The sequence below is a fragment of the Evansella sp. AB-P1 genome, assembly GCF_029688925.1.
Classification (GTDB): domain Bacteria; phylum Bacillota; class Bacilli; order Bacillales; family Salisediminibacteriaceae; genus Evansella.
In genome coordinates this window covers 58,693-85,100 of the sequence record NZ_JARUKY010000012.1, presented here as the reverse complement: position 1 = coordinate 85,100, position 26,408 = coordinate 58,693, and the positions used below count along the sequence as shown (strand labels likewise).

General features: G+C 34.0%; 33 protein-coding genes. 10 read left to right on the top strand and 23 right to left on the bottom strand.

Annotated elements, in window-relative coordinates; genetic code table 11:
• The first annotated feature begins 453 nt into the window (after positions 1-453).
• Complete coding sequence (locus QA612_RS13900; protein WP_278284423.1) at positions 454-1,230, top strand: hypothetical protein; 777 nt, start codon at positions 454-456, stop codon at positions 1,228-1,230.
• A 13-nt stretch (positions 1,231-1,243) separates the two neighbouring features.
• Complete coding sequence (locus QA612_RS13895; RefSeq protein ID WP_278284422.1) at positions 1,244-1,723, top strand: hypothetical protein; 480 nt, start codon at positions 1,244-1,246, stop codon at positions 1,721-1,723.
• A 107-nt stretch (positions 1,724-1,830) separates the two neighbouring features.
• Here the strand turns inward: QA612_RS13895 and QA612_RS13890 are convergent, their stop codons facing one another.
• From QA612_RS13890 to QA612_RS13880, 3 genes are all read right to left on the bottom strand, one after another.
• Entirely contained in the window at positions 1,831-2,352 is a 522-nt protein-coding gene (locus QA612_RS13890; protein WP_278284421.1) for a DUF1648 domain-containing protein, read from the bottom strand.
• Between the two features lie 82 nt (positions 2,353-2,434).
• Positions 2,435-4,006 carry a serine hydrolase domain-containing protein gene (locus QA612_RS13885; protein WP_278284420.1) on the bottom strand — a complete coding sequence of 524 codons (1,572 nt, stop codon included), beginning with the start codon at positions 4,004-4,006 and terminating at the stop codon, positions 2,435-2,437.
• Positions 4,007-4,168: 162 nt separating this feature from the next.
• A complete protein-coding gene (locus QA612_RS13880; RefSeq protein ID WP_278284419.1) occupies positions 4,169-4,945 on the bottom strand; it encodes a TatD family hydrolase in 777 nt (258 codons plus the stop codon).
• 174 nt (positions 4,946-5,119) lie between these two features.
• Here QA612_RS13880 and QA612_RS13875 point away from each other — a divergent pair, with 174 nt between their 5' ends.
• Complete coding sequence (locus QA612_RS13875) at positions 5,120-5,965, top strand: metallophosphoesterase (RefSeq protein ID WP_278284418.1); 846 nt, start codon at positions 5,120-5,122, stop codon at positions 5,963-5,965.
• A gap of 44 nt (positions 5,966-6,009) precedes the next feature.
• On the opposite strand, the gene QA612_RS13870 is transcribed toward QA612_RS13875, so the two are convergent.
• The 5 genes from QA612_RS13870 to QA612_RS13850 all read right to left on the bottom strand — a co-directional run bounded on the left by QA612_RS13870 (position 6,010) and on the right by QA612_RS13850 (position 9,313).
• Positions 6,010-6,462, bottom strand: coding sequence for a YhfM domain-containing protein (locus QA612_RS13870; protein ID WP_278284417.1), 453 nt, complete (start codon positions 6,460-6,462; stop codon positions 6,010-6,012).
• 7 nt (positions 6,463-6,469) lie between these two features.
• A complete protein-coding gene (locus QA612_RS13865; RefSeq protein WP_278284416.1) occupies positions 6,470-6,865 on the bottom strand; it encodes a VOC family protein in 396 nt (131 codons plus the stop codon).
• A 694-nt stretch (positions 6,866-7,559) separates the two neighbouring features.
• Entirely contained in the window at positions 7,560-8,621 is a 1,062-nt protein-coding gene (locus QA612_RS13860; RefSeq protein ID WP_278284415.1) for an RNA-guided endonuclease InsQ/TnpB family protein, read from the bottom strand.
• A gap of 4 nt (positions 8,622-8,625) precedes the next feature.
• The gene (gene tnpA / locus QA612_RS13855) at positions 8,626-9,024 is read right to left on the bottom strand and encodes an IS200/IS605 family transposase (protein ID WP_278284482.1); all 399 of its coding nucleotides are present in this window, start codon (positions 9,022-9,024) and stop codon (positions 8,626-8,628) included.
• Positions 9,025-9,163: 139 nt separating this feature from the next.
• Positions 9,164-9,313 (bottom strand): hypothetical protein, encoded by a 150-nt coding sequence (locus QA612_RS13850; RefSeq protein WP_278284414.1) that lies wholly within the window; start codon positions 9,311-9,313, stop codon positions 9,164-9,166.
• A 271-nt stretch (positions 9,314-9,584) separates the two neighbouring features.
• Between QA612_RS13850 and QA612_RS13845 the strand changes: the two genes are divergently transcribed.
• Both QA612_RS13845 and QA612_RS13840 read left to right on the top strand, forming a co-directional pair.
• Complete coding sequence (locus tag QA612_RS13845) at positions 9,585-9,938, top strand: PadR family transcriptional regulator (protein ID WP_278284412.1); 354 nt, start codon at positions 9,585-9,587, stop codon at positions 9,936-9,938.
• Positions 9,925-10,692 carry an HAAS domain-containing protein gene (locus QA612_RS13840; RefSeq protein WP_278284411.1) on the top strand — a complete coding sequence of 256 codons (768 nt, stop codon included), beginning with the start codon at positions 9,925-9,927 and terminating at the stop codon, positions 10,690-10,692. The genes QA612_RS13845 and QA612_RS13840 overlap by 14 nt, the downstream gene beginning before the upstream one ends.
• A 283-nt stretch (positions 10,693-10,975) precedes the next feature.
• Here QA612_RS13840 and QA612_RS13835 read toward each other — a convergent pair whose 3' ends face one another.
• Positions 10,976-11,215, bottom strand: a complete 240-nt coding sequence (locus QA612_RS13835) for a hypothetical protein (RefSeq protein WP_278284410.1) — start codon at positions 11,213-11,215, stop codon at positions 10,976-10,978.
• Positions 11,216-11,341: 126 nt separating this feature from the next.
• Positions 11,342-11,899, bottom strand: a complete 558-nt coding sequence (locus QA612_RS13830) for a hypothetical protein (protein WP_278284409.1) — start codon at positions 11,897-11,899, stop codon at positions 11,342-11,344.
• A gap of 221 nt (positions 11,900-12,120) precedes the next feature.
• Here QA612_RS13830 and QA612_RS13825 point away from each other — a divergent pair, with 221 nt between their 5' ends.
• Entirely contained in the window at positions 12,121-12,633 is a 513-nt protein-coding gene (locus QA612_RS13825; protein WP_278284408.1) for a hypothetical protein, read from the top strand.
• 561 nt (positions 12,634-13,194) lie between these two features.
• Here the strand turns inward: QA612_RS13825 and QA612_RS13820 are convergent.
• Both QA612_RS13820 and QA612_RS13815 read right to left on the bottom strand, forming a co-directional pair.
• Positions 13,195-14,439, bottom strand: a complete 1,245-nt coding sequence (locus QA612_RS13820; protein ID WP_278284407.1) for an ABC transporter permease — start codon at positions 14,437-14,439, stop codon at positions 13,195-13,197.
• The gene (locus QA612_RS13815) at positions 14,432-15,358 is read right to left on the bottom strand and encodes an ABC transporter ATP-binding protein (protein WP_278284406.1); all 927 of its coding nucleotides are present in this window, start codon (positions 15,356-15,358) and stop codon (positions 14,432-14,434) included. The genes QA612_RS13820 and QA612_RS13815 overlap by 8 nt, the downstream gene beginning before the upstream one ends.
• A 405-nt stretch (positions 15,359-15,763) precedes the next feature.
• Between QA612_RS13815 and QA612_RS13810 the strand changes: the two genes are divergently transcribed.
• Positions 15,764-16,204, top strand: a complete 441-nt coding sequence (locus tag QA612_RS13810) for an NUDIX domain-containing protein (RefSeq protein ID WP_278284405.1) — start codon at positions 15,764-15,766, stop codon at positions 16,202-16,204.
• 49 nt (positions 16,205-16,253) lie between these two features.
• Here the strand turns inward: QA612_RS13810 and QA612_RS13805 are convergent, their stop codons facing one another.
• Together QA612_RS13805 and QA612_RS13800 are read right to left on the bottom strand one after the other, a co-directional pair.
• Positions 16,254-17,309: an acyl-CoA dehydrogenase family protein gene (locus tag QA612_RS13805; RefSeq protein ID WP_278284404.1), complete on the bottom strand. Its 1,056-nt coding sequence runs from the start codon at positions 17,307-17,309 to the stop codon at positions 16,254-16,256.
• Between the two features lie 32 nt (positions 17,310-17,341).
• Complete coding sequence (locus QA612_RS13800; RefSeq protein ID WP_278284403.1) at positions 17,342-17,872, bottom strand: DUF4242 domain-containing protein; 531 nt, start codon at positions 17,870-17,872, stop codon at positions 17,342-17,344.
• A gap of 141 nt (positions 17,873-18,013) precedes the next feature.
• On the opposite strand from QA612_RS13800, the gene QA612_RS13795 reads away from it, so the two are divergent.
• Positions 18,014-18,442 carry a winged helix-turn-helix transcriptional regulator gene (locus tag QA612_RS13795; protein ID WP_278284402.1) on the top strand — a complete coding sequence of 143 codons (429 nt, stop codon included), beginning with the start codon at positions 18,014-18,016 and terminating at the stop codon, positions 18,440-18,442.
• A gap of 45 nt (positions 18,443-18,487) precedes the next feature.
• On the opposite strand, the gene QA612_RS13790 is transcribed toward QA612_RS13795, so the two are convergent.
• The 9 genes from QA612_RS13790 to QA612_RS13750 form a co-directional block, all read right to left on the bottom strand.
• Positions 18,488-19,258 carry an ABC transporter permease gene (locus QA612_RS13790; RefSeq protein WP_278284401.1) on the bottom strand — a complete coding sequence of 257 codons (771 nt, stop codon included), beginning with the start codon at positions 19,256-19,258 and terminating at the stop codon, positions 18,488-18,490.
• Positions 19,245-20,264 carry an ABC transporter substrate-binding protein gene (locus QA612_RS13785; protein ID WP_278284400.1) on the bottom strand — a complete coding sequence of 340 codons (1,020 nt, stop codon included), beginning with the start codon at positions 20,262-20,264 and terminating at the stop codon, positions 19,245-19,247. Before QA612_RS13785 ends, QA612_RS13790 begins: the two co-directional genes overlap by 14 nt.
• A gap of 27 nt (positions 20,265-20,291) precedes the next feature.
• Positions 20,292-21,086 carry an ABC transporter ATP-binding protein gene (locus QA612_RS13780; RefSeq protein ID WP_278284399.1) on the bottom strand — a complete coding sequence of 265 codons (795 nt, stop codon included), beginning with the start codon at positions 21,084-21,086 and terminating at the stop codon, positions 20,292-20,294.
• 441 nt (positions 21,087-21,527) lie between these two features.
• A complete protein-coding gene (locus tag QA612_RS13775) occupies positions 21,528-22,121 on the bottom strand; it encodes a DJ-1/PfpI family protein (protein WP_278284398.1) in 594 nt (197 codons plus the stop codon).
• A gap of 310 nt (positions 22,122-22,431) precedes the next feature.
• The gene (locus QA612_RS13770) at positions 22,432-22,713 is read right to left on the bottom strand and encodes a hypothetical protein (RefSeq protein WP_278284397.1); all 282 of its coding nucleotides are present in this window, start codon (positions 22,711-22,713) and stop codon (positions 22,432-22,434) included.
• A 95-nt stretch (positions 22,714-22,808) separates the two neighbouring features.
• The gene (locus tag QA612_RS13765) at positions 22,809-23,261 is read right to left on the bottom strand and encodes a hypothetical protein (protein WP_278284396.1); all 453 of its coding nucleotides are present in this window, start codon (positions 23,259-23,261) and stop codon (positions 22,809-22,811) included.
• Between the two features lie 17 nt (positions 23,262-23,278).
• Complete coding sequence (gene tnpA, locus QA612_RS13760) at positions 23,279-23,677, bottom strand: IS200/IS605 family transposase (protein ID WP_278284395.1); 399 nt, start codon at positions 23,675-23,677, stop codon at positions 23,279-23,281.
• A gap of 102 nt (positions 23,678-23,779) precedes the next feature.
• A complete protein-coding gene (locus QA612_RS13755) occupies positions 23,780-24,022 on the bottom strand; it encodes an NUDIX hydrolase (protein WP_347568875.1) in 243 nt (80 codons plus the stop codon).
• An 87-nt stretch (positions 24,023-24,109) separates the two neighbouring features.
• Complete coding sequence (locus tag QA612_RS13750) at positions 24,110-24,295, bottom strand: hypothetical protein (RefSeq protein ID WP_278284394.1); 186 nt, start codon at positions 24,293-24,295, stop codon at positions 24,110-24,112.
• Positions 24,296-24,485: 190 nt separating this feature from the next.
• On the opposite strand from QA612_RS13750, the gene QA612_RS13745 reads away from it, so the two are divergent.
• Positions 24,486-25,022, top strand: a complete 537-nt coding sequence (locus QA612_RS13745) for an RNA polymerase sigma factor (RefSeq protein WP_278284393.1) — start codon at positions 24,486-24,488, stop codon at positions 25,020-25,022.
• Positions 24,998-26,311: a DUF4179 domain-containing protein gene (locus tag QA612_RS13740; RefSeq protein WP_278284392.1), complete on the top strand. Its 1,314-nt coding sequence runs from the start codon at positions 24,998-25,000 to the stop codon at positions 26,309-26,311. The genes QA612_RS13745 and QA612_RS13740 overlap by 25 nt, the downstream gene beginning before the upstream one ends.
• The last annotated feature ends 97 nt before the right edge of the window (positions 26,312-26,408 follow it).

The following is a 26,408-nucleotide window of genomic DNA, read 5'->3' as shown; positions in this document are numbered from 1 at the left end:
GTGCATGTATACTGGTTGAATGACTCTCTCTAATTAAATTATAAAATAGTTGTTGTTTATATTCAACGACATTAGTATTCTATCTGACATGAGATAATTCTTTCTAAAACACGAACATTATATAAAGAGTTTAAATTTAATTCAATTTCCGCTGCAGACGTATCAATTACGCCTAATGACAGCCCATGATTATGTTTTAATATTCCTTTGTTTTTTTAAATTGCAAGTTAGTTTCCATTAAATTTGTCGTTTTCTGTTGAAATGCGTTACTTTCATGATTTTTCTTAACTATATCGATCATGTAGCTAAACTGATACATTACATATACACTGCAACTTTCATATAATAAAGAATAATTTTCCTATTGAGATGGAAAAATAATTTTAAAATAAAAGTGTTGTAAAAATATTAAGCAGCTTATATAACATTTACTAACACCATTGGAGTATATTTATGGATAACAACACAAATTATGAACGTACTCGATATTACCGTGCTAACGTTAGTTCTTTTAATACCAATGTTCTTCATCTAAAAAACCCGTGGGTACCTGTATGGTGGTCAGCGGCATTTCCAGGAATGGGCCACTTAATGCACGGTGCCTATATTAAAGGATTTATACTTTTTTTCTGGGAATTTGTTATTAATGTAAATTCAAAAATTAACCTTGCTATGGTGTATTCCTTTACTGGTCAATTTGAAATGGCAAAAGAAGTAATTGATACAAGATGGGTGCTACTTTATATTCCCGTATACATCGCTTCCATATGGGATAGTTATCGAAAAACGATTGATATCAATAAGTTATATGTATTAGCTAGGAAAGAAAAAGCACCGATAGTACCGTTTAAGTTAGGGGCTATGGGTTTAAATTTCTTAGATAGACGACAACCGTGGCTTTCCTTAGTTTGGTCTATGTTACTTCCAGGGATGGGACATCTATATTTAAAAAGAATACCAACAGGATTTTTTCTGTTATTGTGTTGGACTGTATGTACTTATTTTTCCAATATACTTACTGCTTTACATTTAACTCTTTTAGGTGATTTTTCCCAAGCTACTGCCACAATTGATGCACAATGGGCTTTATTTATGCCTTCCCTTTATGGATTTTCCCTTTATGAGTCTTATTCTTTAGCTGTTGAGTACAATAAATTGTACAAAACGGAACAAGCCGAGTATTTAACAAAAGAATACCAAAACCTAAACATTCAGTTAGGAAAAAACTGAAAGGTGGAAGTTTATGTTAGTTATTTCATCTTTTGAGCAATCAGATTCTTTAGAAGTTGCCATTGCAAATTTAGAACAAAACGGAATATCTAAAGATAAAATAATGGCTGTTCCTTTTGAAAAAAGAAGGGAAGAAAGAAAATTATTTGATAATATTCATCGTTCTGATGGTATTAGTCTTTTTGACCTCGCTGCTGCACTTGGAACAGCATGTTCTGTGTTGGGAGCTAGCTATGGTTTTATTCTAACTTGGGGACCTATTATATGGGGGTTAATCGGCTTTGCAGTTGGTGCTATTTTAGGACTTATTATTGACTATTTCTATACAAAGAAAAAGACAAAAAATCGAATAAAAACACCAAATCCTTTTACAGAAGTTGTATTAATCATAGAATGTGATGACTCAAAAAGTGAATTAGTAGAGGATATACTCTGGACTAATCTTGCATTAGGCGTTTCACAAGTAAAAAATACTGTCCCTCAACAGTCATAATCACAACAATTTTTTCATTTATTTTAGTGATAACATCGTACTAATCATATAAATGGAAAGTCGCAATAAAAAACGAGCTGTGTAGAATACAGCTCGTTTTTTTTAATTTATGATTTCAACATAGCCAATTTTATTAATGCTATAACAATTGGTACTCCTGTTCCTAGTAAAATTAATGGCAAAAGAACGAATCCGATACCTTCTCCCCATTCCATAGCTATAATCATGGAGTTAATCATCATCACAGTAAACATTATCAAAATAATGTTCTTCATAACGACAACCATCGATCGTGAAATCCGATAAGCATCTTCAGCATTTGTTTCTGTTATCTTAATTGGATAGTTATGTAAATGGGGTTTACTTTCAAGAAATTGTAGTAACAAATATAGAAATAATCCAACAACTGGTATAATCATCAACTCCCATTTGGAGCCAAAACGAGTTACTTCACCTGAGAAACCAAAATGAGCAGGTACTTGATCAGGAACGTTGCTCCACATTATAACTACGAAAATAACACTCCCAACGAAAACCAAGATACTTGTTATATCTAGAAATCGTACCATCGTTGATTTCTGCAATTTTTCTAATGGAATTTTAGGACGGTTTGAATTAAACATTCCCATTTCATTTATCCTTTCTTGCTTTCTTTATAAATTGGTTTCCATTACTCAATTGTTAAATTTCGAACATAACCCAAGTTATTGGTTATTCGTCTATTTTGGTTAATTGTAGACCTTTTACTCTACCTCCGTTAAAGACAAAACCATTCACAGCAGCACCTTCCTTAAGGAAATCTACAGTAAATGTGAAAGGGACATTTGTAACGAATTTATTTTCATCAACTTGATAAAGTAGCTCCTCACCATGCCTGAAATGGGACATGTAGAGCATTCCATCCTTTTCAATTACTTCATAGAACGTGTCTAGCTCACCACTATAATATTTGCCTATATAAATACACGTCTCTTTCGGTTTAAATGGCTTTACTTTTTTTAGAGAAATAATTCTATTATCCGACGTTTGAAGGACACTATTTTCACCTAAATATAAATCAAAATTAAATTGATCGATCTTAAAGTGATTACCAGAAACATGTGTCAATGGTGCATCTCCGTAAGGGTTTTTCAAATAAGCAATACCGTCTCTAATAGTTATATCAAATGTCATGAACAAAGATTCTGATACTGGATAGTAATAGCCTGCCACCTCTTCTATATTGCAGTCTTTCCTGTAGGCTTCAACCTGCTGTGTTCCTGCCTCTGATTCTTCAATACCAAAAACTACATTAGCCACAGCAAAAGCAGCATCCTTCATAAGCATATTTTGCGTATTAGAAAAAATAACAATATCTACATCATCATCAGGAAACCGCATCATCGCACTTCTGTATGCAGCATCTGCCCCACCATGTTCTAAATAGCGCCGGCCTTTATACTCCCCTACAAAAAGACCGCCAGCGTAGTTGTTATCTGTTCCATCTGTTAATAGTCGCGTCTCACACATGATCGTCAAAGTCTCTTCACTACAAATCCTAGGACTTTTGAAATTTTCCATCCACTTTAAAAAATCTGTTGCTGTTGTGTTTAGGGACGTAGCTCCGTATGTTCCATAATTAAGAACACTATAAACAATATTACCCATACTATCATCATAATAGGAACTTGCTTTTTCCGGAATCACCATCCAATAATTATCCTTGAAAAATGTCCTATTCATCCTAAGTGGTTTAAAAATCCTTTCCGAAGCAAACTCGTTCAGTGTTTTCCCTGTTAACCTTTCTACGATTTCTGCAAGTAGCGTAAAATTGGAATTGCTGTATAAAAATTGAGACTGAGGTTCAAAGTTTAAACGTTTTTGTTTACTAATTATGGAAAGTGCATCTTTTTGAGTTATTGTATCCTCAATTCGTACACCACTAAGACCTAATAACTCCCATTGATCCCTTATACCACTTACGTTGTTCATCATCTGTCTAATTGTGACAGGTTCCTTAAAGTTTATGTATTCAGAAACGTACTTCCTTACATCATCATCAATGTTCAGTTTTCCGTCTTCTTGGAGAAGTAGGACACACATAACCGTCAATTGCTTAGAAACGGACGCTACATGAAATACGGTCTCGTCCTTTACTGGTATACGATATTCAATGTTTGCATAACCAAAATTCCCCTTATAAATTACCTTCCCATTTTTTCTCACAGCAACCTGCCCTCCAGGACAAAGGCCTTGCTGCCATTTGGAAAAAATAGCATCGATTTCTTGCTCCAACTGTCCCAAACTATATCCCTCCCTTTTATGTATATATCAATAGTAATATATTTCGCACTACGAATGAAATATTCTTTTTAATATTTCTTTATTAAAAGTTCAGAAAAGAGATTCTATCTTTAAAGTTCTTCTTGTGTCATATATTAATTCAAGATTATAAAATAGAATGCTTTAAATTTTATAAAACTCTTTCGTATTTTTGTAAAATTGCCTATAAGCTGCAGGTAAATTTATTCCTTTCAAGCTGGAGATCTTTTCAATAGACTTGTGGATCATTTTGGGGTGCGTCATTTTGTTTTCAAATGGACCTTCAAAAGGCCATGGTCCATCCGTTTCAACAATCATATTTGTTATTGGATACTTCTTCACTAACTGTTGAATCTTGTCTTTATACATGACATCGGGTGTAATTGAAATATAATACCCATTTTTTATCATACGTTCCACCGTTTTTGCATCACCTTTAAACCAATGAAAATGAGCTTTTTCAATGGAATGCTTTTCTAGCATGGAACAAACAATAGGTGCATCATCATAAACAGCATGTAGAATGATTGGTTTATTGTATTGCTTCGCCTTTATAATAAAGCTTTCAAGGATTTCCAAATATGGTTCGATAGGTATTTGTTGATTATTTTGCCTCAAATAATAAGGGAGTCCTACTTCACCAACGGCCACCATTTCTTGCTGATGCTGATCTAGGAAATCGTGTAACTGTTCAATTTCCTTTTCCGATGGTAGAATCTGTTCTGGATGAAAACCGATAGCTGTTTTTACGTTTTTGTATTCCCTTGATAATGATAGATTTTTCCGAGCAGAAGCCAGATTCATAGAGACGGAAATAAGCTGTTCTACATTGTATTTTTCCATTTCTTCTATAATCAACAACCGTTCCCCTTTTTTATAAACTTCCAAATGAATGTGTGAATCAATGACTGCATGATACATTAGTACGTTCTCCTTTCATCAAGCACTAACTAAAATGGTGAACTACAGTAGAAATGAAATGTTCATTACATTTTTTAGTAGAAGAAAGAATCATTTTTTATAATAGTGTGATAATCTAAAATTGAATCCGTTTAATATTTGTAAAACTTTGAAATACGAGGTGATATCTTGAGGATGTTACGGAAAAAGAAATACATTATAATACTCATTGTACTTATAGCGTCCATCTTATTTTTTTATATTCAAAATAATTCAATCGAAACAACAGAGATCACCATTCGTTCAGAAAAAATTCCTGTAGGTTTTGATAATTATAGAATAGTACATTTAACAGATCTGCATGGGAAAAACTTTGGAAACAACCAACAAACATTAGTAAAGAAAATCAATAATGCAAAACCAGATCTCATTGTTTTTACAGGTGATTTAATAGACTCTAGAAGATATAATGAAAAACACAGTCTCACATTAATGGAGGAATTAGTTCAAATAGCACCAACATTTTTTGTTACTGGAAATCATGAAGGTCGATCTAGAAAGTTCCAATCACTAGAAAGTGAACTGAATCTCCTAGGTGTAGAAGTAATGAGAAACTCAACAGAGATAGTAGAAAGTGGGAACGACATTATTTATCTCATTGGGATTGATGACCCAACATTAATCAGGTCGTCATCTTCAGAACAGGATAAAACGATAGAAGCTATTGAACGTTCAATAGTGGAAATGGAAGATGGATACTTTAACATCCTTTTATCACATAGACCAGAAATGCTTCCCCTTTACTCAGAATATGGCTTTGATGTAGTATTTTCAGGACATGCTCACGGTGGGCAAATCAGACTCCCGGTTGTTGGAGGGTTAATTGCTCCAAATCAAGGATTATTTCCAAAGTACACATCAGGAAAATATAAAAATAAGAAAACTACAATGATAGTTAACAGAGGACTCGGAAACAGCCTTTTTCCTTTAAGAGTATTTAATCGCCCTGAAATTATTGTTGTCACGTTATACTCTGAATAGTACAAGCAATATAAATATAATAAGGATAGAGAGAGTTTGAGAAGTTAATGTAGTATTAATTCCTTCAAATATGCCGTTGATTTTTTTGTTAGCCTATATAATGTTTCTGTTTCCTCTATATCCATTATGTTCCCGGCTACAGAATCGTCAGAAATCCATAGATGAAAAACCCTTTTCTCGTTTTCCTTAAAATGGAGGGTTAAATTATAATCACCAAATCCCATATCAACGTCTCCCTTTAACCTTGTTGAGGAGTTGATTGCATCTATTATTACTGCGATGTATTCTTTTTCATGGAAGGATTTTATTATATTCTCATTAACAATTCCAAACTCTTCAAACTCTGTTACACTAATCTCAAACACGTCCTCTGTTGAAAAACGAAAAGAAGAAGAAGTGGATAATGAAGTAATGATCCAAAAAATGAAAAAACCTAATATAATAATTAGAAGGACTTTATATACTAGAATGAGTTCTTTTCTTATCGATCTATTCATTAGTGTGTTACCTCTCAGTACAAGTTATTTCTATCGTATTATTCATAGGATCTAACATTGGATAGCTCCAATAACCGATCCATTTCGGTTCATTAAAAAATGTTCTTATTTTATTTTCTTTACTAGCTTGAACAATTTCTTCAAAGTTCTTCATATCACACTCTAAAGACCAGCTTGTTCTAGGCACCTTACCTCCTTCCCACCCTGGTTGAATGGAATACTCTTCTGATATCAAGGGGACATTTTTAAATAGATGGATACTAAATTGATGTTGACCTATCATATAAGCAATGGAATGATTATTTTCCCAAATAAGATTTAAATGCAGTATGTCTGTGTAGAACCACTTCATTTTCTCCAAATCGCTACAAAAAATATATGTAAAACCTAAGCGCTTTCCCACTTTATCCCCCCTGTTTATCTGTAGATTAATGACTACTAAACTTGAATTTTAAACCAACTTCTCTTCTTTAATCTCAAATAAAGAGCATTTTTCCATTTCCCTTAAAATTGGAAACCTATTTTTATCTATGATGTCTAATTCAAATCCTAATTAATCCACTTGCTATATCATAAATTATTCTACTTGCTTTAATTTTAAACCTTCAATTCCCAACATCAAATTTTTATAATAATTGGAACGAAGTCTAAAATAAGCATAATCATTATGAGTTGTTGAGGAAAACCACACAAAGTTATTTTTAATAAACGTTAAATCTTCAGGTAAGTTTGGTGATACCCAATCGTACAAAGAATTAGCTGACTTCTTAAGTAACTGACAAGTTTCATTATTTGCTTCCATAACGAAAACTGTTGTTGGCGGCCCTTTTGAAATGGTGTTAGCCCACTCATTTGTTTCATAACTCTGTACTAAATAAGGTTTGAACTTTTCGAGTAGTTACTGATTATAGTTAAGTTGTTTTCTATTGAGACTCCCACGACTAAAGTCGCAAGCCCTAAACCTTACGGTTATAACGGGTGGGATTCTTGAATGACTAAACGTTCGCAGTCCATTTCTGTTTTGAACAGCCTTCAAGATGAGGGTATCTCATTACCCCTCCTAAGACAGTGCATATAGCATCTTAGGCTGATTGACTTTAACCATCAATCACAGGTGCATGTCGAATATTCATAGCACCCACTAAATCTCTATGTTTTTCAAATCCACATTTACAATGATATTTGCGGTCATGAGCCTTGTTCTTTTCAGAACATTTAGGACATACTTGGCTTGTGTATGCAGGGTTCACATATTCAACTGTGATTCCTTCTATATTCGCTTTGTATTCAATGAATTGAGATAGACGGTAGAATGACCAACTGTGCAAATTCTTTTCGTTTTTACGGCTTGTTCTTGCCGTCTGTCGGATATTCGCAAGTCGTTCTAAACGAATGACAGAAATCTTATTAACTTTTGCAAAATTAACAATCTCACGACTAACTTTATGGTCTTGGTCTTTCATCCATCGTTGTTCCTTATCTTTTGAATTACGTATGGCATTTAACTTTTTCTTTCTGCCTAATTCTTTACGTTCATAACGGAATTTTCGCTTCACATATTTATTTTGTCTTCCTTTTCCAAAGAAGCGTACCTTATCATCATCTGTTATAGCAACAGCAGGTACCTTTAATCCTAAGTCTACACCCATGACTTTTAAAGCCTCTCCTTGAACGGTAGGTATAGTGACAGAAATTTGGGCAATCCATTTATTTGCTTTCTTCGTGATACGGAGTGTACCTAATTTGTGTTTCAACAAATCAAAATTACGGTTATCTTTATCAACTAGCAAAGCACGGATAGGTGTTTTCTTTGCTTTTCCATTAATCATGATAGGCATTGAAATGTGGGTGAAATCAAAAGAATAGTTTTGGTTATTCCAAATGCAGACGGGCTTTTTCGAAACAGGAACGTTAGTGAATTTGTTTTTCTTTGCTTTCTTAAACACGCTTTTAGCATCCTTAATAGCTTGATTCTTGACTGCACTTGGCAAAGGCGCAGAAATATCCTTACTTGATTTTTTTGTGCTTTTCTTTTCGGCAACCATTTCAGACACAAGGATATTGATAGTAGAAATATATTCTTTACTCATTTCCTGCAAGATAGTTGCTTGTTCTTTTGTTGGAAGTAGTTTTATCTTAACGGTTATGGTCTGAGACATCTTTTTACCCCCTTTTCTTTTGTTGTTCGACATAGCGTTTAATTGTTTCACTCGAAACATTTCCTGCGGTAGATACAAAATAGGAACGTGTCCAAAGACTTGGCAGGTGTTTAAGGTGAGAAAATTCCTCTCTTAATTTTTTCGAAGTCACTCCTTTGATTTTTGCCATAATATCAGCAGGACTAAGCGTTGGTAGTGCGTTCAGAAACATGTGGGTATGGTCTGTGTCACATTCTAAAGCGACAATAATGATGTTTAATTCTTCACATATTTCTTGAACTAATTCTTGGAAGCGTTTCTCCACATCGGAACGAAGGAAGATTTTCCTCCTATACCGAGGGCAAAAAACGAAATGATAGTTAATTAATGATACAGTTGTGTTTGTTCTTCTACATTCGATCATATACACATTGTGTCAGTTAAATATATAAACTACAACAGATATACATTAAAATAAAGAGTGAATTTTTCAGATACTTGAAGTACCACAAACCTTTCGTTTTAAGTGGCACTCCGTATCTGACCTCACTCTCATCCCACCCCTAAAGGGGTGCTATCGCACCGTAGTGGACTTTCCCGTTCGGAAAATCTGTAATGAAATAAAAAGTATCTGAATAATCACATAAAATGTTCATTAAATTTTGATAAATGAAATCTCTTGGATTTTCAACCAAATCCCAATACTCTTCCATCTACACAACTCCTCCATTTATCTTCAATTAAATACAGTAAATCAAAAATTCTTGTTTTTTCTTCACTTCTATGACAATTACTTGTTTTAAAGACGTTTTGTAACTGTAATACTATTTTATCAAAATTAACAGTTGTATTTTATAAATTTATTCATGAAACAAAAATATTATCCAATTCCAGTAATTAACCCTATACCTTGCATTACAAGTCATATGACATTATAATGTATGTATACCTTGTAATACATGATATATAGAATGGTGGTATTTTATGTCACAAACACAAATGATGAAAGGTATTTTAGATGGTTGTCTATTAGCGATTATAAATGGTAAAGAAGTTTACGGTTATGAAATGGCTGAACGACTTAGTGAATATGGCTTTGAATCTATAAGTGAAGGAACGATTTATCCACTATTGATGAGAATGGAACGAGAAAAACTAGTCACTTCTGTTAGAAAAGCATCCACCGCTGGACCAAAAAGAAAATACTATTCCCTTACTAAAGAAGGTGAAGAAGCATTGAATGCCTTTTTAAAAAGATGGCGTCATCTAGAAACTAGTGTGAACAGTGTTATTAAACAAGAAACGAATGGGAGGAATAGAGAAAATGGAGAAACTTAAACTTTCTGATAAAAGTAGGAAATTCCTTGATGATTTGAACGTTTATTTATTTTCGAGTGGAAAAAAGGAAGAAGAAATCAAAGATATCGTAGAAGAGCTTGAAGCACATTTGTATGAAGCAGAATTAGATGGGAAACCAATCGAACAGATTGTTGGTGAATCCCCAAAACAATATATGGCCATGATATCAAAGGAAATGAATATAGACTATACAGCCTGGGCTAAATATATTCCAATTATCGTTTTTGGGGTAATGGCATTTATGATAATTGGGGACGTGCTAGAAGGACCTCTTAGTTACAGTCTCTTACAGATCATTGGAACAATTGTAACGTGTTTACTTTTTATCTTTGGCGTTTTTATAACATTTCGTTATGTAAGCTATCATGACTTATCCAAAAAGGTTGAATTCATGATGATCATTCTTCCTATCTCCATAAGCATGCTTCTATTTATCCTTATACAAATTGTTAATAGGATATATGAAACGCCAAGTGTAGAAATTGGAGGATTAGGAAGTATTCTTCTTGGAATCATAGCTTTAATCTTGCTCATTGGAATGTCTTTGTGGGGAAAAACTGCTGTCATGTTAGTCGTTTTAATAGCACTTCATCTTCCTGCTATTTTATTATCTTTAACAACACTTCAAGAAGAAACACAACTTATTAGTAGTATAGTAATTACGTATATAATTATTGGCCTTTATTTTTATGGCACGTTCAAGAAAATGAAAAAAGAAGAAAAAAGTGTATAGAAAAATAAGATAAGCGCAAGAACATTAGATAAAAAACGCGTGAACTTGTGAGGTGCAGAACAGCAAAACACAGACAAATTTATACGCTAATTAAACATCATTTACAACTAAAATCACAGTAAAATTTGTATATTAAAAAGGCATGAATTCATCGTGCCTTTATTTTCATATTTTCTTATTATGCTCTATTTTAATGTTAACAACTCACTCTCTTTTTTTGGTATAAATTGTAAAAATCATCTCTACTTATTGCAGAAACGCTTTCCCGTTAGTTGGATTAAAACTATTGATAACATCCACATTCATATTCTTTAAAATTATATTCTTTGTACAGTCTTATCTCTTCAAAGTCTCTTGTGTCTGATTCATAAACTTTTACTAAGGGAGCAAAATCTGTTTTTGCAAATTCCCTTATTTGCTTTTCAAAATCAGCAGAAGAATCTAAATGATATTCGTTCATATCTTCATATAATTTATTGTGTTCACAAACGTCATACGTAACAGCGATATAATATCTTGCCATGGTACCACCCCAGATTTATATACTATAAAACTTTAATTTAGTTCAGACGTTTTCACTTGTGAATGGCTTGTTTGTACCTTTGAAATAAACCCGGTAGAGAACCGTCCTCACGCGTTTTCTCTTCTTTTAATCTTTTTCTTTTACTTCACCGGTAAATAAATTATATTTAACGGTATCTTTAAAAATCAACTTATTATCTACATATACTTTGCATTTCAAACTAACTAGTCCACCTAATTTTACTTTCACAGGCTGATTTTCGCCATTTTCTTCTAATACTGCTGTCAAAGATTGATAAGTAACGATCCACGAGAACCATCCTTTTCTTTTTTTCTCAGCAACAAGCTTATCATCAATATATAGTTCTTCTTTGTTTGCATGATTTACTACTTTTATAAGGTGGTCATTGTATGGTATATTCCATGTTTTCTGGAATTCAGTCATTAAATTTTCTACAATCTCATTAAACGATTCATTTTCTTGTACTTCTAGTTCTGATTGTACAGCTGCAATTTTTTTCTTAAAGTAACTAATGAATCCTTCAATTATAAATAAAAGAATAATTAAGCTTATTAACATGACAATGAAATTGTCAAATACTGTTCCTTCAGTAAAAATTGCATAAAAATAACCTATTGTGTAAAAAAACAATAAATAAAATACAAACTTTAAGAACTTCCCCATATTTATTTTCCTCCAAATAGCTTTATGTATTTTCTATTTAAATTAATATAATTTCAACGTAAATGAATCTTATCATGAACTATTTAATACTAACAGACAAGTCAAACATTTATATTAGAAATCGCGTTTATGCACGTTGATGAAGTAGTCACCTTTCACTCCTGTGGATTTTCAAGGGAGACTTATTATGCAAGTTAAAATTTGCACCATGGTGAATGAAAATGTTCTTTCTAGTGGCTATATTCTTTCCGCATTTGTGTTTTTCCACCATATGCGGGAGCATTGGAGCCCTTCTATATTACCGCAAACCTTTTTTTCCTATTTGCAGGCTTATTGGAGCCCTTCTATATTACCGCAAACCTTCTTTTTCTGATTTGCAGGCTTATTGGCGGCCTTCTATTTTACCGCAAACCTTCTTTTTCCTATTTGTAGGCTTATTGGCAACCTTCTATATTACTGCAAACCTTCTTTTTCCGATTTGCAGGCTTATTGGAGCCCTTCTATATTACTGCAAACCTTCTTTTTCTATTTGCAGGCTTATTGGAGCCCTTCTATGTTACCGCAAACCTTCTTTTTCTGGTTTGCAGGCTTATTGGAGCCCTTCTATATTACCGCAAACCTTTTTTTCCTATTTGCAGGCTTATTGGCGGCCTTCTATATTACCGCAAACCTTCTTTTTTTATTTGCAGGCTTATTGGCGGCCTTCTATATTACTGCAAACCTTCTTTTTCTGATTTGCAGGCTTATTGGCGGCCTTCTATTTTACCGCAAACCTTCTTTTTTTATTTGCAGGCTTATTGGCGGCCTTCTATATTACCGCAAACCTTTTTTATCCTATTTATGGTAACATTGGCTGCTTCTATCATCCCGCATTTCATTATTTTGTGGTTTTGCAGTAGACAGTTCTATTTTCAAGATAGACTTCCCAAGTAAGCATTTATTGCTTTATTCAGAAAGAAATATTTAGGAAGCCGGTAGATACGTTTCAAGTAGGCGTTTTTAGCATTGTTGTATTTCCAGTAGAACTATATTCAAAAGTGTTATATACTCTCATTTCTTATACATATGTATTATAAACTCGTACAATGGCATTGTCAGCAACATAATATATTACCTACCAAATAGCACCTGAACGCTAGCACAATAAGTCTCATACATATCGTTCAGGCACTAAAAAAAATCCACTAACTTTTCAATGATATTACGTCATATATAATACATTTATCATTTATCATTTATTCGTCAATTGTTATTCACACTTCACAAAAAACGACTCGCGAGAACCGTCCCCACGATTATGCTTTAAGCCATTTTAAAATTTCTCCTGGAGTGGCATTCTTTCCGTACAGTAATATTCCAACTTTGAAGATTTTTCCTGCTAGTTTCATAAAGAACCAAACACTGATTACTAGAATCACTAGAGCAATGATTACTTCAATCCAAGGCCATTCTTCGAGCATTGTTAGACGTAAAATTAACACTCCTGGAGATGTAAATGGAATATAAGTACCTATTTGAGCAAATAACCCACTTGGATCATTTAAAACAGGTCCAATAAAGATTGCTGGTGAAAATGGTAGCATCATGACTAACCCTTGGAAGTTACCAGCAGTTGTGACATCCTCCATAGTTGCACCAATTCCCACAAAAATAGCAGCAAATAACAAAAATCCTAATACAGCTATAGCAAGAAGTACTAGCAATTCTGGGACAAATAAATATTCCATAATCGGTAAATCATATCTCCAAATCAAGAAAGGCAAAATAAAGACAATAGATACAAGAGACTGAATGATACCTAGAACAAAATACCCTACTATTTTTCCTTGCATCAATTCACCAGGCGTCAAGGATGATAAAATAATTTCAGCAAGTTTATCCTTCTTTTCCTGAGAGGCACTTTGGAAAATGGCCATTCCTGTAAATACAATAGAAATCATAATAAATCCAGCAAAGGCTCCTGGCACAAGCCGTTCCATAAAGCTAGTAAGTCCACCTTCAGCTGTTACTTCGCCATTCCCATTTTCACCATTTCCTTGTAAAGTTTCTTCTACAAATGTAATCCCATTTAAAAATGGAGATAATTCCTCCATAGATAGGTTAAGTCTCTCTAACTGTATTGATTGGATTTGTGGTACAAATATTTGAAGCTGATTCATAAAAAAGTTGTCTATCTCATCCGTTGTATATACGGAAACTAAACCTTCATTCACAGTAGATTCATCAATAAATAGAAATGCTGTATCTTCCCTATCTTCTAATTTATTTAAAACCTGAGACTCCTGCATCTCTGTTTCCTGCAGATTCCAGTTTAAATCGCTTTCCTCTACAGACATTTGTAGTTCTGAAAAAATATTAAGTTCATCGTTCACAAATACTTCTGTTACTCTCGTTTCGTCCACATCGTATCCACCAAACAAGCTCCCTAATAGCATAAATGCAATAAATATTACAGGTGTAGATAATAAGCCAATAAGAAATGTTTTATTTTTCATATTCCTCTTAATTTCCCACCGAGCAACTTTCCATGTATTACGCATCTAGTTCACCTGCTTCCAAAATCAAATTCTTTCCTGTTGCCACATCTATAAAAATTTCATGAAGTGTTATCCTATCAAGGACTAATTCTTCAATCCTCACATTGTCTGGCAAACTTTTCAGCCACATAGCAGGCTGTACATCCTTTGATAGATAAAGAACAGACTTATTTTCTTCCTGCTTTATCCGTTGTACCTCAGGTAATACTTCTAATTCAGAAAGCTCATTTTTTCCACGAATGGTGCATTTGAAATTGGCATACTCCCGTTTCACTTCATCCATCGTTCCGTAGATTACCTTTTGTCCCTTATGTATCATAAATAAGCGATCGGCCATCTCTTCTACAAGATTCATTTGATGAGAAGATAAAAGAATAGCTGTTCCTTGATTTGCTAATTGACGAATTTCCTCCTTAAATAACTCCTGACTTACTGGATCTAATCCTGAAAAAGGTTCATCTAAAATTAAGAGCTCGGGCTCATGAATAATAGAGGCAATAAATTGAACTTTTTGACCCATCCCCTTGGAAAGCTCCTCCACCGAAACAAATTCTTTCCCTTTTAAATCAAACTTTTCAAGGTATGCCAAAGCCCTCTCCTTTGCTTTCTTTAACGGGTAATCCTTCAAGTCTGCCAAATACAACAGAATATCCATCACTTTCACATTCTTATATAATCCACGTTCCTCGGGCAAATATCCAATTTTATTCCGTGGAATATCTTTGTGATCACGAAAGGTAATACTCCCTTCATCTGGATACATAATGCCCATTATGTTACGAATGGTCGTTGACTTCCCAGCCCCATTAGGACCTAAAATAGCCATTATCTCCCCTTTGTGAACCTCGAAGGAAATATTGTTTAACACCTTCTTGTCTTTAAAAAATTTACCTACATTCTTTACAGAAATCATTGATTCCAACTCTACATCACCTTCCATATTCAATAGTGAAAAAAATTATAATTATTGCAAAAAACCACTTATACAAAATACGAGTTTAATAGACAAAAAGTTTCAAAAAATATGCATTTATTTGGTAATATTAAATAATTTTGTTTTTAATTAGGAAGAAGGACTTGTTTTGCTCCATTTTTATATGAAGAGTCTTTCATTTTCCAATAATCAATAGTAAAATGAAAGAGAACTGGAAAATTGTAGCTAGGGTTCCGCTATTTAAGTAGGACTGTGACCGAGGGCTACATCTTTTACAATAAGTAAATGGCACCTATTGACATAAAAGGTCCGAGGGGAAAGGTTCAGCGTATTTGTTATGCGTTGAATTCTTTGTCTTCGGACCTTTTTTATTATTTTAAGGAGGATTTTAATATGAAAAGAATTGATGCTTTAAAAGCTGGAGTTGCAGTTATTATATTGAATAAGGAGAACCAAGTTTTGTTACAGAAACGGTCTGATGTAGGACTTTGGGGGATTCCTTCAGGTCATATAGAGATAGGAGAAACAGTTTCTGAAGCAGCTATTAGAGAAATAAAAGAAGAGACCAATTTAGATATAAGGTTAAAAAAGATAATTGGTGTATACTCTGATCCACATTCACAAGTATTCGAATACCCAAATGGAGAAACAGTACATTTTATAACCACTTGTTTCCTTGCTGAAGTTATAGGTGGTGAACTGCACTGTAATTCAGATGAGTCTTTAGAAATAAAATATTTTAATGCATGTAAACTACCAAACGATTTATTGAAAATGCATCCCCAATGGTTATATGATGCTCTATCTAAAAGAGAGGCAGCATTCATTCGTTAAGAGAAAAAAACGTGATTCCATTAAGAATCACGTTTTGCTATTTAAGGTTTTAAAGATGATGAATCATTTTCCCTAAATGCTTTAATGTTGGAGTAAGGTTTATTAGAAAGTATGCTTCTCGTAATCTTCTACCATCAGGACTGGTTTGTAAATATGCAGAACCACCGTTGTGTAGCATGGCAGCATGAGTTGCTTTTGTTGTTAACGTTGCAATATCTCTTCTGATTGTCAAGAGCTCATTCCAGTTTAGACCATTAAATGGTTTGTTAAAAAGTTCCTCCAAATTAGACTCAAGTAATATAAGCTCTTGTTCTAATTCTTCCTGCTGAATTGGTAAGAATTGATTACATTGCTGTGGATCTTTATTTTTTTTGATTGATTGGATAGCGGAGTCGGTAACCCCAAATCCAAGAGGTATTTGGTAGACCACAAAATATGGACGAATGTTTTTTACAAAGGAGTCTGCATCCTCTGCAACCACTTGATCATCCGGTATAAAAACATCTTGAAAACGACATGCAAACGTCCCGCTACCGTTTATACCCATGTAATCAACTTTTATTTTTAAAGATAATTTTGGATCGTCACAAGGTACAAATACCATTACTCTTTTATTCTCATTGACCTCAGCAATAGCACCAAACCAATGACCATCACCAAGATTGGATACAGAAGGTAACGTGCCCGATACAATATAGCCCCCATCTACCGGCTTTGCTTTCAAATGTAGCTTTTCTAGCCCAGCATAATATTTCATTGGGTTCGAAAGCCCTGTTCCAGCGATGATTTCTCCATTTTCCATCCCTTGCAATACCTTTGATTTCAGCTTCTCATTTACTGAATTTCGAATGTAAGTCAATGCAGCTAGGTGGCACCATATAATAAATCCTGTTGTCATACAAAAAGTAGATGCTTGTTTTACCACTTCGATCTCTCTTTGAACAACAGTATCTATAGAGATATCTTGCGATTGAAAATGACCTTCATGCCCAAGAATTTTAAATATATCTTTAAGGTATACGTCACCACAATCAATATCACGAACATGTGACTTTAGCTCTTTTTGAAATAGGTTTGCAAGGTGCTCTTGTATCGTTACTGTCACGCCTCTGTCTCTCCTCTCTGTCTACTAAGCTATTATTCTTTGTCTGAATTAATCTCTGTAATTGCATCGATTGGTGCTTTTACAGCTTCACGAGCACGGATGACTGCATCTTCGTCTGGCGCATCATAGAAGCATAAGCATTTTGACATATCTTCACATACATACGTTCTAGAGAAAGTTACTTCTGGAACTTCTGCATAGTGTACAGAGTTTGTTTTCTTGCGATTTAAATATTGGTCCATCGTCAAGTTTTCTGGTAAGTTCCACTCAACTAAATAGTTAATTTTATCCTTTTGCTTCTTTACTTTTTCTAAGTCTTGACCTACAATACGGACTTCCTTTACTAAGGCTACTTGATAATCCTTTTCCTTTAAAGTAGCTTCTAACTTTTCTTGATTATCACTTTCAATGATGAAAAATGCACGTGAGAACCCTTTTGAAACTTGAACTTCAATTAATTCGTCACCATGTAGATTTTCCTGTAATGCGGAAACCTTTTGTTCAAAACTCGCTTTATCCTTTACTTCCCCTTTGAATTCTAATTCCACTAAAAATAATGCCATTGTGTATTCCTCCTTATTTTTCAAAACATTCACTATACGGTTATTTTAATATACTTAGTTTAAAAAAACAACTTACTTGATTTATGTTATACTATTCTCATACATATTTTATTATTATTTCAATCAAGGAGATCGATACGTATGAAGGAACGTTATAAATTGCAATGTAATATTGCCCAAACATTAAATCTTGTCGGAGATCGTTGGACGTTGTTGGTTATCCATGAAATACTAATCGGTAATACAACCTTTAACGAAATCAAAAAGAACTTAGACGGTATTTCGTCAAACCTCCTCTCCGATCGCTTAAAATTGCTGGAGGAAGTGAATTTGATCGAATCAAAAATCTATTCCACTCATCCACCTCGAAATGAATATTCCCTAACAGAAAGCGGTCGAGAATTGGAGGATGTATTCAATGCCCTCATATTATGGGGACGGAATAATTTAGAAAAGTGTTATAAGAAGCTCATTCATACTTCCTGTAATCATGAAATAGAAATGCGTTATTTTTGTCCCTCTTGTAATAAACATGTTCCAAAAGAGGAAGTTAAACCTGAAAAACTATAGAGTATATACAGGGGTTATGATACACCCCTTTATATTTCCTTTCCATTAAAGCTGTGCTCCCCATTGTTTTCCTACCCATTTTTCAAAAACACCGATTAAGGAATTAAGGATAAAACCAAGAATACCGATAAAAAAGATTCCTGCTAGTACTAGGTCTAAATTTAATGCGTTTCGACTATCCACTATTAAATATCCCAGTCCTGATTGTGCACCAATCATTTCACCTGCTACAAGGAAAATCCACCCTGTCCCTACTGCAATACGCAATCCATTAACAATAAACGGGAAAGCTGCTGGCAAGATGATTTTATACATCATTGCTGGCTGTTTGATTTCTAAGTTTTGTGCTAATTTTAAATACGTACGATCTAGTTTTTTTACAGCAGAAACAGTAGATAATAAGATTGGGAAAAAGGCTGCAATAAAAATGACAACGATAGCAGGCATGTTACCTATACCAAACCACAACACGATGAATGGTGCCCAAGCAACTGGTGCAACTGGACGGACAACCTGAACGATTGGATCCACAATGCCCCAAACACGTGTTGTTTGACCAAGGATGAGTCCTAACACGACTGCTACCACTGCAGCTGTTAAATAGCCACTTAAAAATCGAAACATACTTACGCGAAGATGTTCAAATAATGTTCCATCTTGAATTAAGGAGATAATCCCACTTCCCACAGCAAGAGGTGACGGCAAAAGTGCTTCTGGATAATCTCCTATGATAATGACGAGCTGCCAAACGGCAATAACTAGCACAAATGCGATGACTACATTAAATAGCTTATTTAAGTGTTTAATAAGACTCACCTCTTTTTTCGAAGAATGATTGATCCACAAAATCTTCGTATGCTGGCGGGTTATCAGATAATCCCATCTCAACAACTCGTTGTCTTAAATACTCATAATCTTCTTCTCTAATTTGTAAATCATCATAAGAAATCCAGCTTAAGGATAGAGCAAGTACTTCTTCTGGAATAGTTAGGTAATTTAAATGTGTTTCTTTAATTTCCTCTAAACTTAATGTAAATGGACCGTTTTCAGTCTCTAATTCATTCACATTATTAACGTGAACATGATAGTCATGCGCTTTTTTCCCTGCTTCGATATAACCATTTACAAAAAGTTCTGTTAAATCAGGATCTCTTTCCATAAAATCACTTCTTAATACGAGAACACAGCACAAAGAGTTAGCACGAATTTCCTCTGATTGAAAAAGGACTCTACCAGTGTTTAAGGTAACTCCTAATGCTCCAAATGGTTCTGCAACAACATAACTAGAAATTCGTCCTTCCGACAATGCAGATGGCATCTCTGGCGGTGGCATTTCCACAACGTTAACATCTTCATAGTTTATTCCAGCATTTTGAAGCATTTCATCTAAAAGAATATTATGTGCTGAAAGAGTATGTGGAATGGCAACTGTTTCCCCACTTAAATCTTGAACACTATTAATATGATGTCCAACTACTACAGCATTTCCATCTCTGTGACCGAGTGCTACAGCTTTTAAATCAATTCCTTTTTCATGTGCTTTCATGGCAAGCTCCATTAAAACTGATGCACCATCAATTCTTCCTGTATTTAGAGCATCCATTAATTCAATCCAAGATCCAAATCTGACAAGTTCTATTCTTGCACCATTTAAGTATTCATCCTCAAATTCTTTTTCAAAATATAATGGTGCAGCGTGAGTAATTGGTAAATAACCTATTCGAATGACATTTTCTTCATGGGTACTTGTTCTCACACAGCCTGAAATAATTAACACAATTGTAAGTAATAATATAGAAATAGTTTTTATCAATGGACTCATTTTTTCACCTAATTCCCTTGAATTATTTTATATATTGTAATCTGGTGCTTGCGTATTAGTTGGAAATTCATACGAATCAAAAATCACCTTACGATAATATTGGAAATCACTATGACTGCGATCTCTTGGTTTTGCTAAATTAATTTTCAATATCTTCTTAATTTTCCCTGGCTGGGAGTCCATAATAATTACTCGATCGGACAGATATACTGCTTCATCTATATCGTGTGTTACAAGAATAATATTTTTTTGTTCCTTTTTCTGAAGTCGAAGTAATTCATCCTGTAGGAAATAACGATTAAACGTATCAAGTGCTGCAAAAGGTTCATCCATTAAAATTAATTCTGGTTGAATTGCTAAAGCTCGTGCGATGGCAACTCGCTGTTTCATTCCCCCTGATAGCTGAACTGGAAATCTATTAATACTATCTTCTAAGCCTACTAGTTTAATATATTCAAGGGTTCTGTCCTTTCTTTCCTCAGGTGTTAATGTGTTATCTGGCTCTAGACCAAGTTCTACGTTTTTTCTGACTGTTCTCCATGGAAGAAGTCCGTAATCCTGAAACAGCATAATAGCGCGCCTACTAGGACGTTCTACTTCCTTCCCATCAAAAAATACAGATCCACTTGTTGGCTTTTCAAACCCTCCAATGAGGTTTAATAGCGTACTTTTTCCACAACCACTTTTCCCAAGAATGGATATAACCTCGCCCTTTTTAATATCAATATTTATATCTTCTAAAACTTTATCTGTCTGCCCTTGGGAATAAAATTCTTTATGTACATCAATAATTTTAATGAAACTTTCTTGTAAACTAGCCAATATGTTTCCCCACCTTTGTCATTCTGTTATTATTCCAATAAAAAAGGTATGAATTATCAGATTAAAGGTAATTTTATTATAGTTAGTTAAAAAAATCAACTAACTTGTGACAATATTTTTAAAATTTATTTATAATTTTGATGATACAATTTCATACTTCTTTATGTCATTCTGGGATTTGCTCGTAGCTAGAGTCAATTTGCGGGAAGAATACCGGCTTCTTTCTTCCTTCAAATATATTACCTCCTTATTATTTCTAGAAACATAGGACATTAGTTTCCATATTAGGATTAGTACTTTAAAATTCATCATAGAAAACTGATGAATTTTATAAAGTCAAAAAAAACACAGAAATATCTGTGCTCACTTTTGACTTTACATTCTATTTTTCTAACATTCATTTTCATCTAGGGTTCAGGTGAAAGCATCTAATATACTTAATTATATATTGATATCATATTCCATCCTCTTCGCTACCTCTTTTGAAACTTCTATTCCATAAAGTCTAGTAATTAGATGGAAGGACATATTAATTCCTGCTGATATCCCTCCAGATGTAATAATCGATCCTTCGTCTACAAATTTCACATTTCGTTGTACAGATACAAAAGGAAATTCCTTTTCTAGTCTATCTATATCCATCCAATGCGTCGTAGCTTTTTTTCCATCTAATAGACCTGACTTTGCTAGAAGGAGTGCTCCTGTACAAACAGAAGTCATAAATTCTACTTTGGTTTGTTGTTGTTTTATCCATTGAATGATATTCGGATTATTAATTTCCACTTCTTCCGCACCATATCCCCCTGGAACAATAACAATATCCAATTTAGGATGATTTGCAAAACTATAATCTGGAATTACTTTAAGGCCATTTTTGGCAGAAATACATTCTCCATTCTCTGATATTGTTTTTACCTTAAAAGGTTTATTATCTGTATCAGGTATAGCTGCTAGAGAAAAAACCTCAAATGGTCCCGCAAAATCTAATACTTCCACTTCATTAAATAATAAAATTCCCACCGTTCGTTGTACCATTTACACCCTCCTAGCGAACTAATGTTCTTCTGCTTCAGAATGCACCTCACTTTCACAAAATTTATTAGAAATTGAAGTGCCATGGTTTACACGCTGTGACCTCCCAAGTGCTTCCTCATACTAAACACTGAACCTCCACACGAATGAATTTGGTGGGTTCTAAGGTACTTAAAGGCACTTACTCTAAAACTATGGTATCTGTTTTAGAGACTAATGCTGTTCCCTTAGACTTTCATGGACAACGCTTGTCCTATTGGACTACGTTACCGTCCTGTCGGCTCGGTTCAAAACCTTATTGCTAATGAGTTGTTTATAGTCCCATACTTGCCAATGTATGTTCACTTGTTCTTAATCTATCAATCTCGATGTCGTGGGAAGTCTTAAAGGTTACCCAATTTTCGTTACAATCACCACTGTCGATTTCACATAAATTATCCTTCACATTCATAATCAAAAAGGCACTATACAAATCACGCTGTACCTTCATTCCGTTAAAGTCGTTCCATCGTTCACTTACTTTTTTCTTTAGGTATTCTCCGTTAAAATGATTGAACTGACTTGCTTTTACATTAAAGGTATCTATCTTTTTCAACTCATTACCAGCATATTTCAACTTGTTATCTAAAATGGTCAGAAGCATGGATGGGGCTTTATTTAATAAGGACTTTCCATAACGTTTTTTACGATTTATCCTACCTGTTTTTTCCCTGATGTATTAGACTTTCCTTCCACAGAATTCATCGTTCCATGACGTTTAAAGATCACTCTTTTAGTGTCTTTATGGAATATGTATTTTTCAAAGGTCAACCAACTACGTGTCGCTATTTTTTGAGCTGTGAGACTATCTATATTTTTCTTGAAGTGATGTTGCATTGGCTTTACAAAGGCATGAATAGAGTATTCGCTTAACTCATGCTTTTTTATTAACTCTCTCAAAGCCTGAGAACGTTCCTTAGATGCTTTCTGCTGTATCCAACACCTATATTCCTTATCTTGCTTCATACGTCTATAACGCTTCATTAACCTTCCTAGACAGGCATTATACATGTTTCTAGCAATCTCTAATCGCTTGGATAATACATCTTCTTGCCATTCCTCTGTTACGAGAGGGAGAGACAAAGTATAGGATTGTTTAGCCAATGGTATCACCACCTTACTTACACATTTTTTTGGTTTTTAATATACTCGTGAATCGTTTTTTCAGAAATATGTCCTACCGTACAACTGAAATAACTCCTTGTCCATAAGCTCGGCAACCTACTTTTTAGGTGCGGGTGTTTTTCCCTAAGAATTCGACTACTAATACCTTTAAAGTCTTTAATTACTTTATGAAGCATTAGTCTAGGGTCAAACTCAATAAACATATGCACATGGTCAGGCATGACCTCTAACGATTTAATAGTTACGTCTTTTTCCTCTGCAATTTGATAGAAAGTCTTTTTCAGATCGTGTTCTACATCATCAACAAGAACTTTCCTACGATACTTAGGGCAAAAAATGATATGGAATTGATTTTTATAAACTATCCCTTTTTTATGGGTATATTCTGTAGCCATTAGATCCACCACCTCTCCACAACTAATTAAACCATATCATAATTATTTTGTTACATAATAAACTAATGAATAGCTAAAAAGAATTGGCACAATTCATCCCCATCAATGAATGAAGGGGCTTTCTTGTGCCATAGTTGTAACAGCACTACCTCCTATCGTTATATCCCACATATTTGCCCAGTCACGCTTATCAGGATGTCTTTGTTGAATTAACATCTGGCCATCTTTATTAAACATACAAACATGAACGACTAAATGGTATTCCCCTTCCTCAAAAGAATCCCCTCTCATCATTGTTTTTCCTGTTATATTTCGATTGCTATCATATATGTCCCATTGTTCCAAGAACGACCATCCTTCCTTAATTTTTCTTTCCTCCGGTAAAATTATAGATGTAAATGATAATGATGGTAAGACTATGTCGACGAATAATCAGTCATTATTCCCTGTATTTTTCTTTCTCTTTTTTTCTACATCCAATTCTCTATCATGCTCTCTTCCTTTTAACTCTCTGTCATTATCACTTTTTTTCCTTGTTATAATTAATATTGCAACAAAAGCGATAACAAATAACCAAAACAATAGAATAATAAAAAAAGTAATATCCGCTATTGTCATGACAGCATTCCTCCTCGTCCAATTTAAATGTCCTATTTTAGTTTAACATTTCATTTCAGAATGTTTAATCCATTTTTTCATTGTATATCAGCGTATAAATAGACAAATGGTGTATAATTTTTTAAACAACGAAACCTCAAACACTACTTATGTATCTAATAGATAGGTCGACCGAAAGGAGTTATAAGAAATGGACATACAAAAAGAGGTGAAAAAGGCAAAAAAGGGCCATCGTGGAGCTTTTGAAAAATTAGTACTTTACTATCAAGTAATGATGTATCGTGTGGCAAAGACCATTCTTTCCCGGGATGAAGATTGTGCTGATGCTATACAGGAAACGATTTTAAAAGCATATGAAAAAATTTCTACATTAAGAGAGCCTAAATATTTTAAGTCCTGGCTTATAAGAATATTAATGAATGAATGTTATCAAATAGGAAGGCAAAGAAAAAGAGTTGTTTCCATAGAGGAATGGGTTGAACCTTCTAGCTTAGACAGTGGGTATGAAAAAATTGAAGTTACGGAACTTCTTCATAAATTACCTTCTGAACAAAGGGAATTATTACAGTTTTATCATATAGAGGATATTTCCATTTATGATTTGTCAGTTATATACGAAGTACCAGAAAACACGATAAAAACTAGACTACGAAGAGCTAGAGAAAACGTAAGAGATATTTTCCAAAAGGAGGACGATTCTAAATGGATAAATGGGAAGATAAAATAAAAAAACATGTAAATCAAGATCCTCCCGAAGATATTACAAAGACAATTAGTAAATCCTTACAGCAGCTTCCTAGAAAGAGAAGCCATTATTTTAAACTTTATTACACGACTACTGCAGCAGCATTAGCTTTTCTTATTACAATAGCAGTATCTTTTTTCTCTCCAGCAGTTGCTGATACAATGCGGTCTGTTCCTATAATTGGTTCTGTTTTCGACACAGTAGGAAGTATCGGGGTACAACGGGGAAATGAACAAGGATTAACTACCATGTTAGGTGAACAAGTAGAAATGGATGGCCATCTTATAACATTTACAGAAAGCTTATATGACGGATCAGAAGTTCATATTGGTTACATTATTGAATCACTTGATCCTACAAATGAAATGAGTCAATCTACCTTTCCTTCAGATATTGAAATGACCATAAATGGTCGTAACGTTGGAAGTTATGGCATGGGTGGACGAGGAGAATTATTAGATAATGGGAACTATGTAGGAACAATTAACATTCGTTTTCGCGATGAGGTGCCAGATAAGTTTTTACTTGGAATACAGCCGAGGGTAGGCCGGAGTTGGAAAGTAGAGCTTCCAGTTGAGTTACAAGGAGAAAATGAAAGCTTTCTCGTTAATGAAACAAGGGAAACAGAAGACATGACGATCCATTATGATAAAGTTACTTTCTACCCTACTGCAACAGAGATTGCTTTTAGACAAATTACAGATATACCTGCTATTAATGAAGAAGATCCTTATATGTTTATGTCCTACATGGTGGTTGATAACGAAGGTCGTGTACTTCAACCATTCGGTGGTGGCGGTGGAGGTTCAACGAAGGGTGAAAAATTGGTAGAATCCATAAAATATAATTTTGAACCCCTTGATCAAAAACCAAAGTCTATTACAATCACACCGTATTTAAACCCTGTGAAAACTGATAAACCTTCAGTTGTACGAGGGAAATGGGAAGAAAAAGAATTGACCTTGTCACAAGGAGAAATAGGTAGTTTGACCATTTTAAGCGTAGAAGAAGATGATGATTCCATTAACGTTGTCTATAAGGTGGAAGGAGATAATTTTTATGAACAATCCATTTCCCTTTTAGTAGAGGATTCATCTGGTAATAGATACGAATCTGATAATCGACCTCCATCCCGTGTAGATGGTACGATTAATCAGTACGAAGCTATTTTCTCCACTCCTTTAAAATTAGAAGATATATATTTTATAACCTTTGAAAAAGATGCACCAAAGTTTTTTCATGAATTAGAAATTACTGTAGACTTGAAATAATTATTTGCTGATTGATATCATCGGATCACCATCAAAAGAGAAAAACATAAATGAATAGGCAATGAAGGGATCAATTAATACAAAATTGATCCCTTTA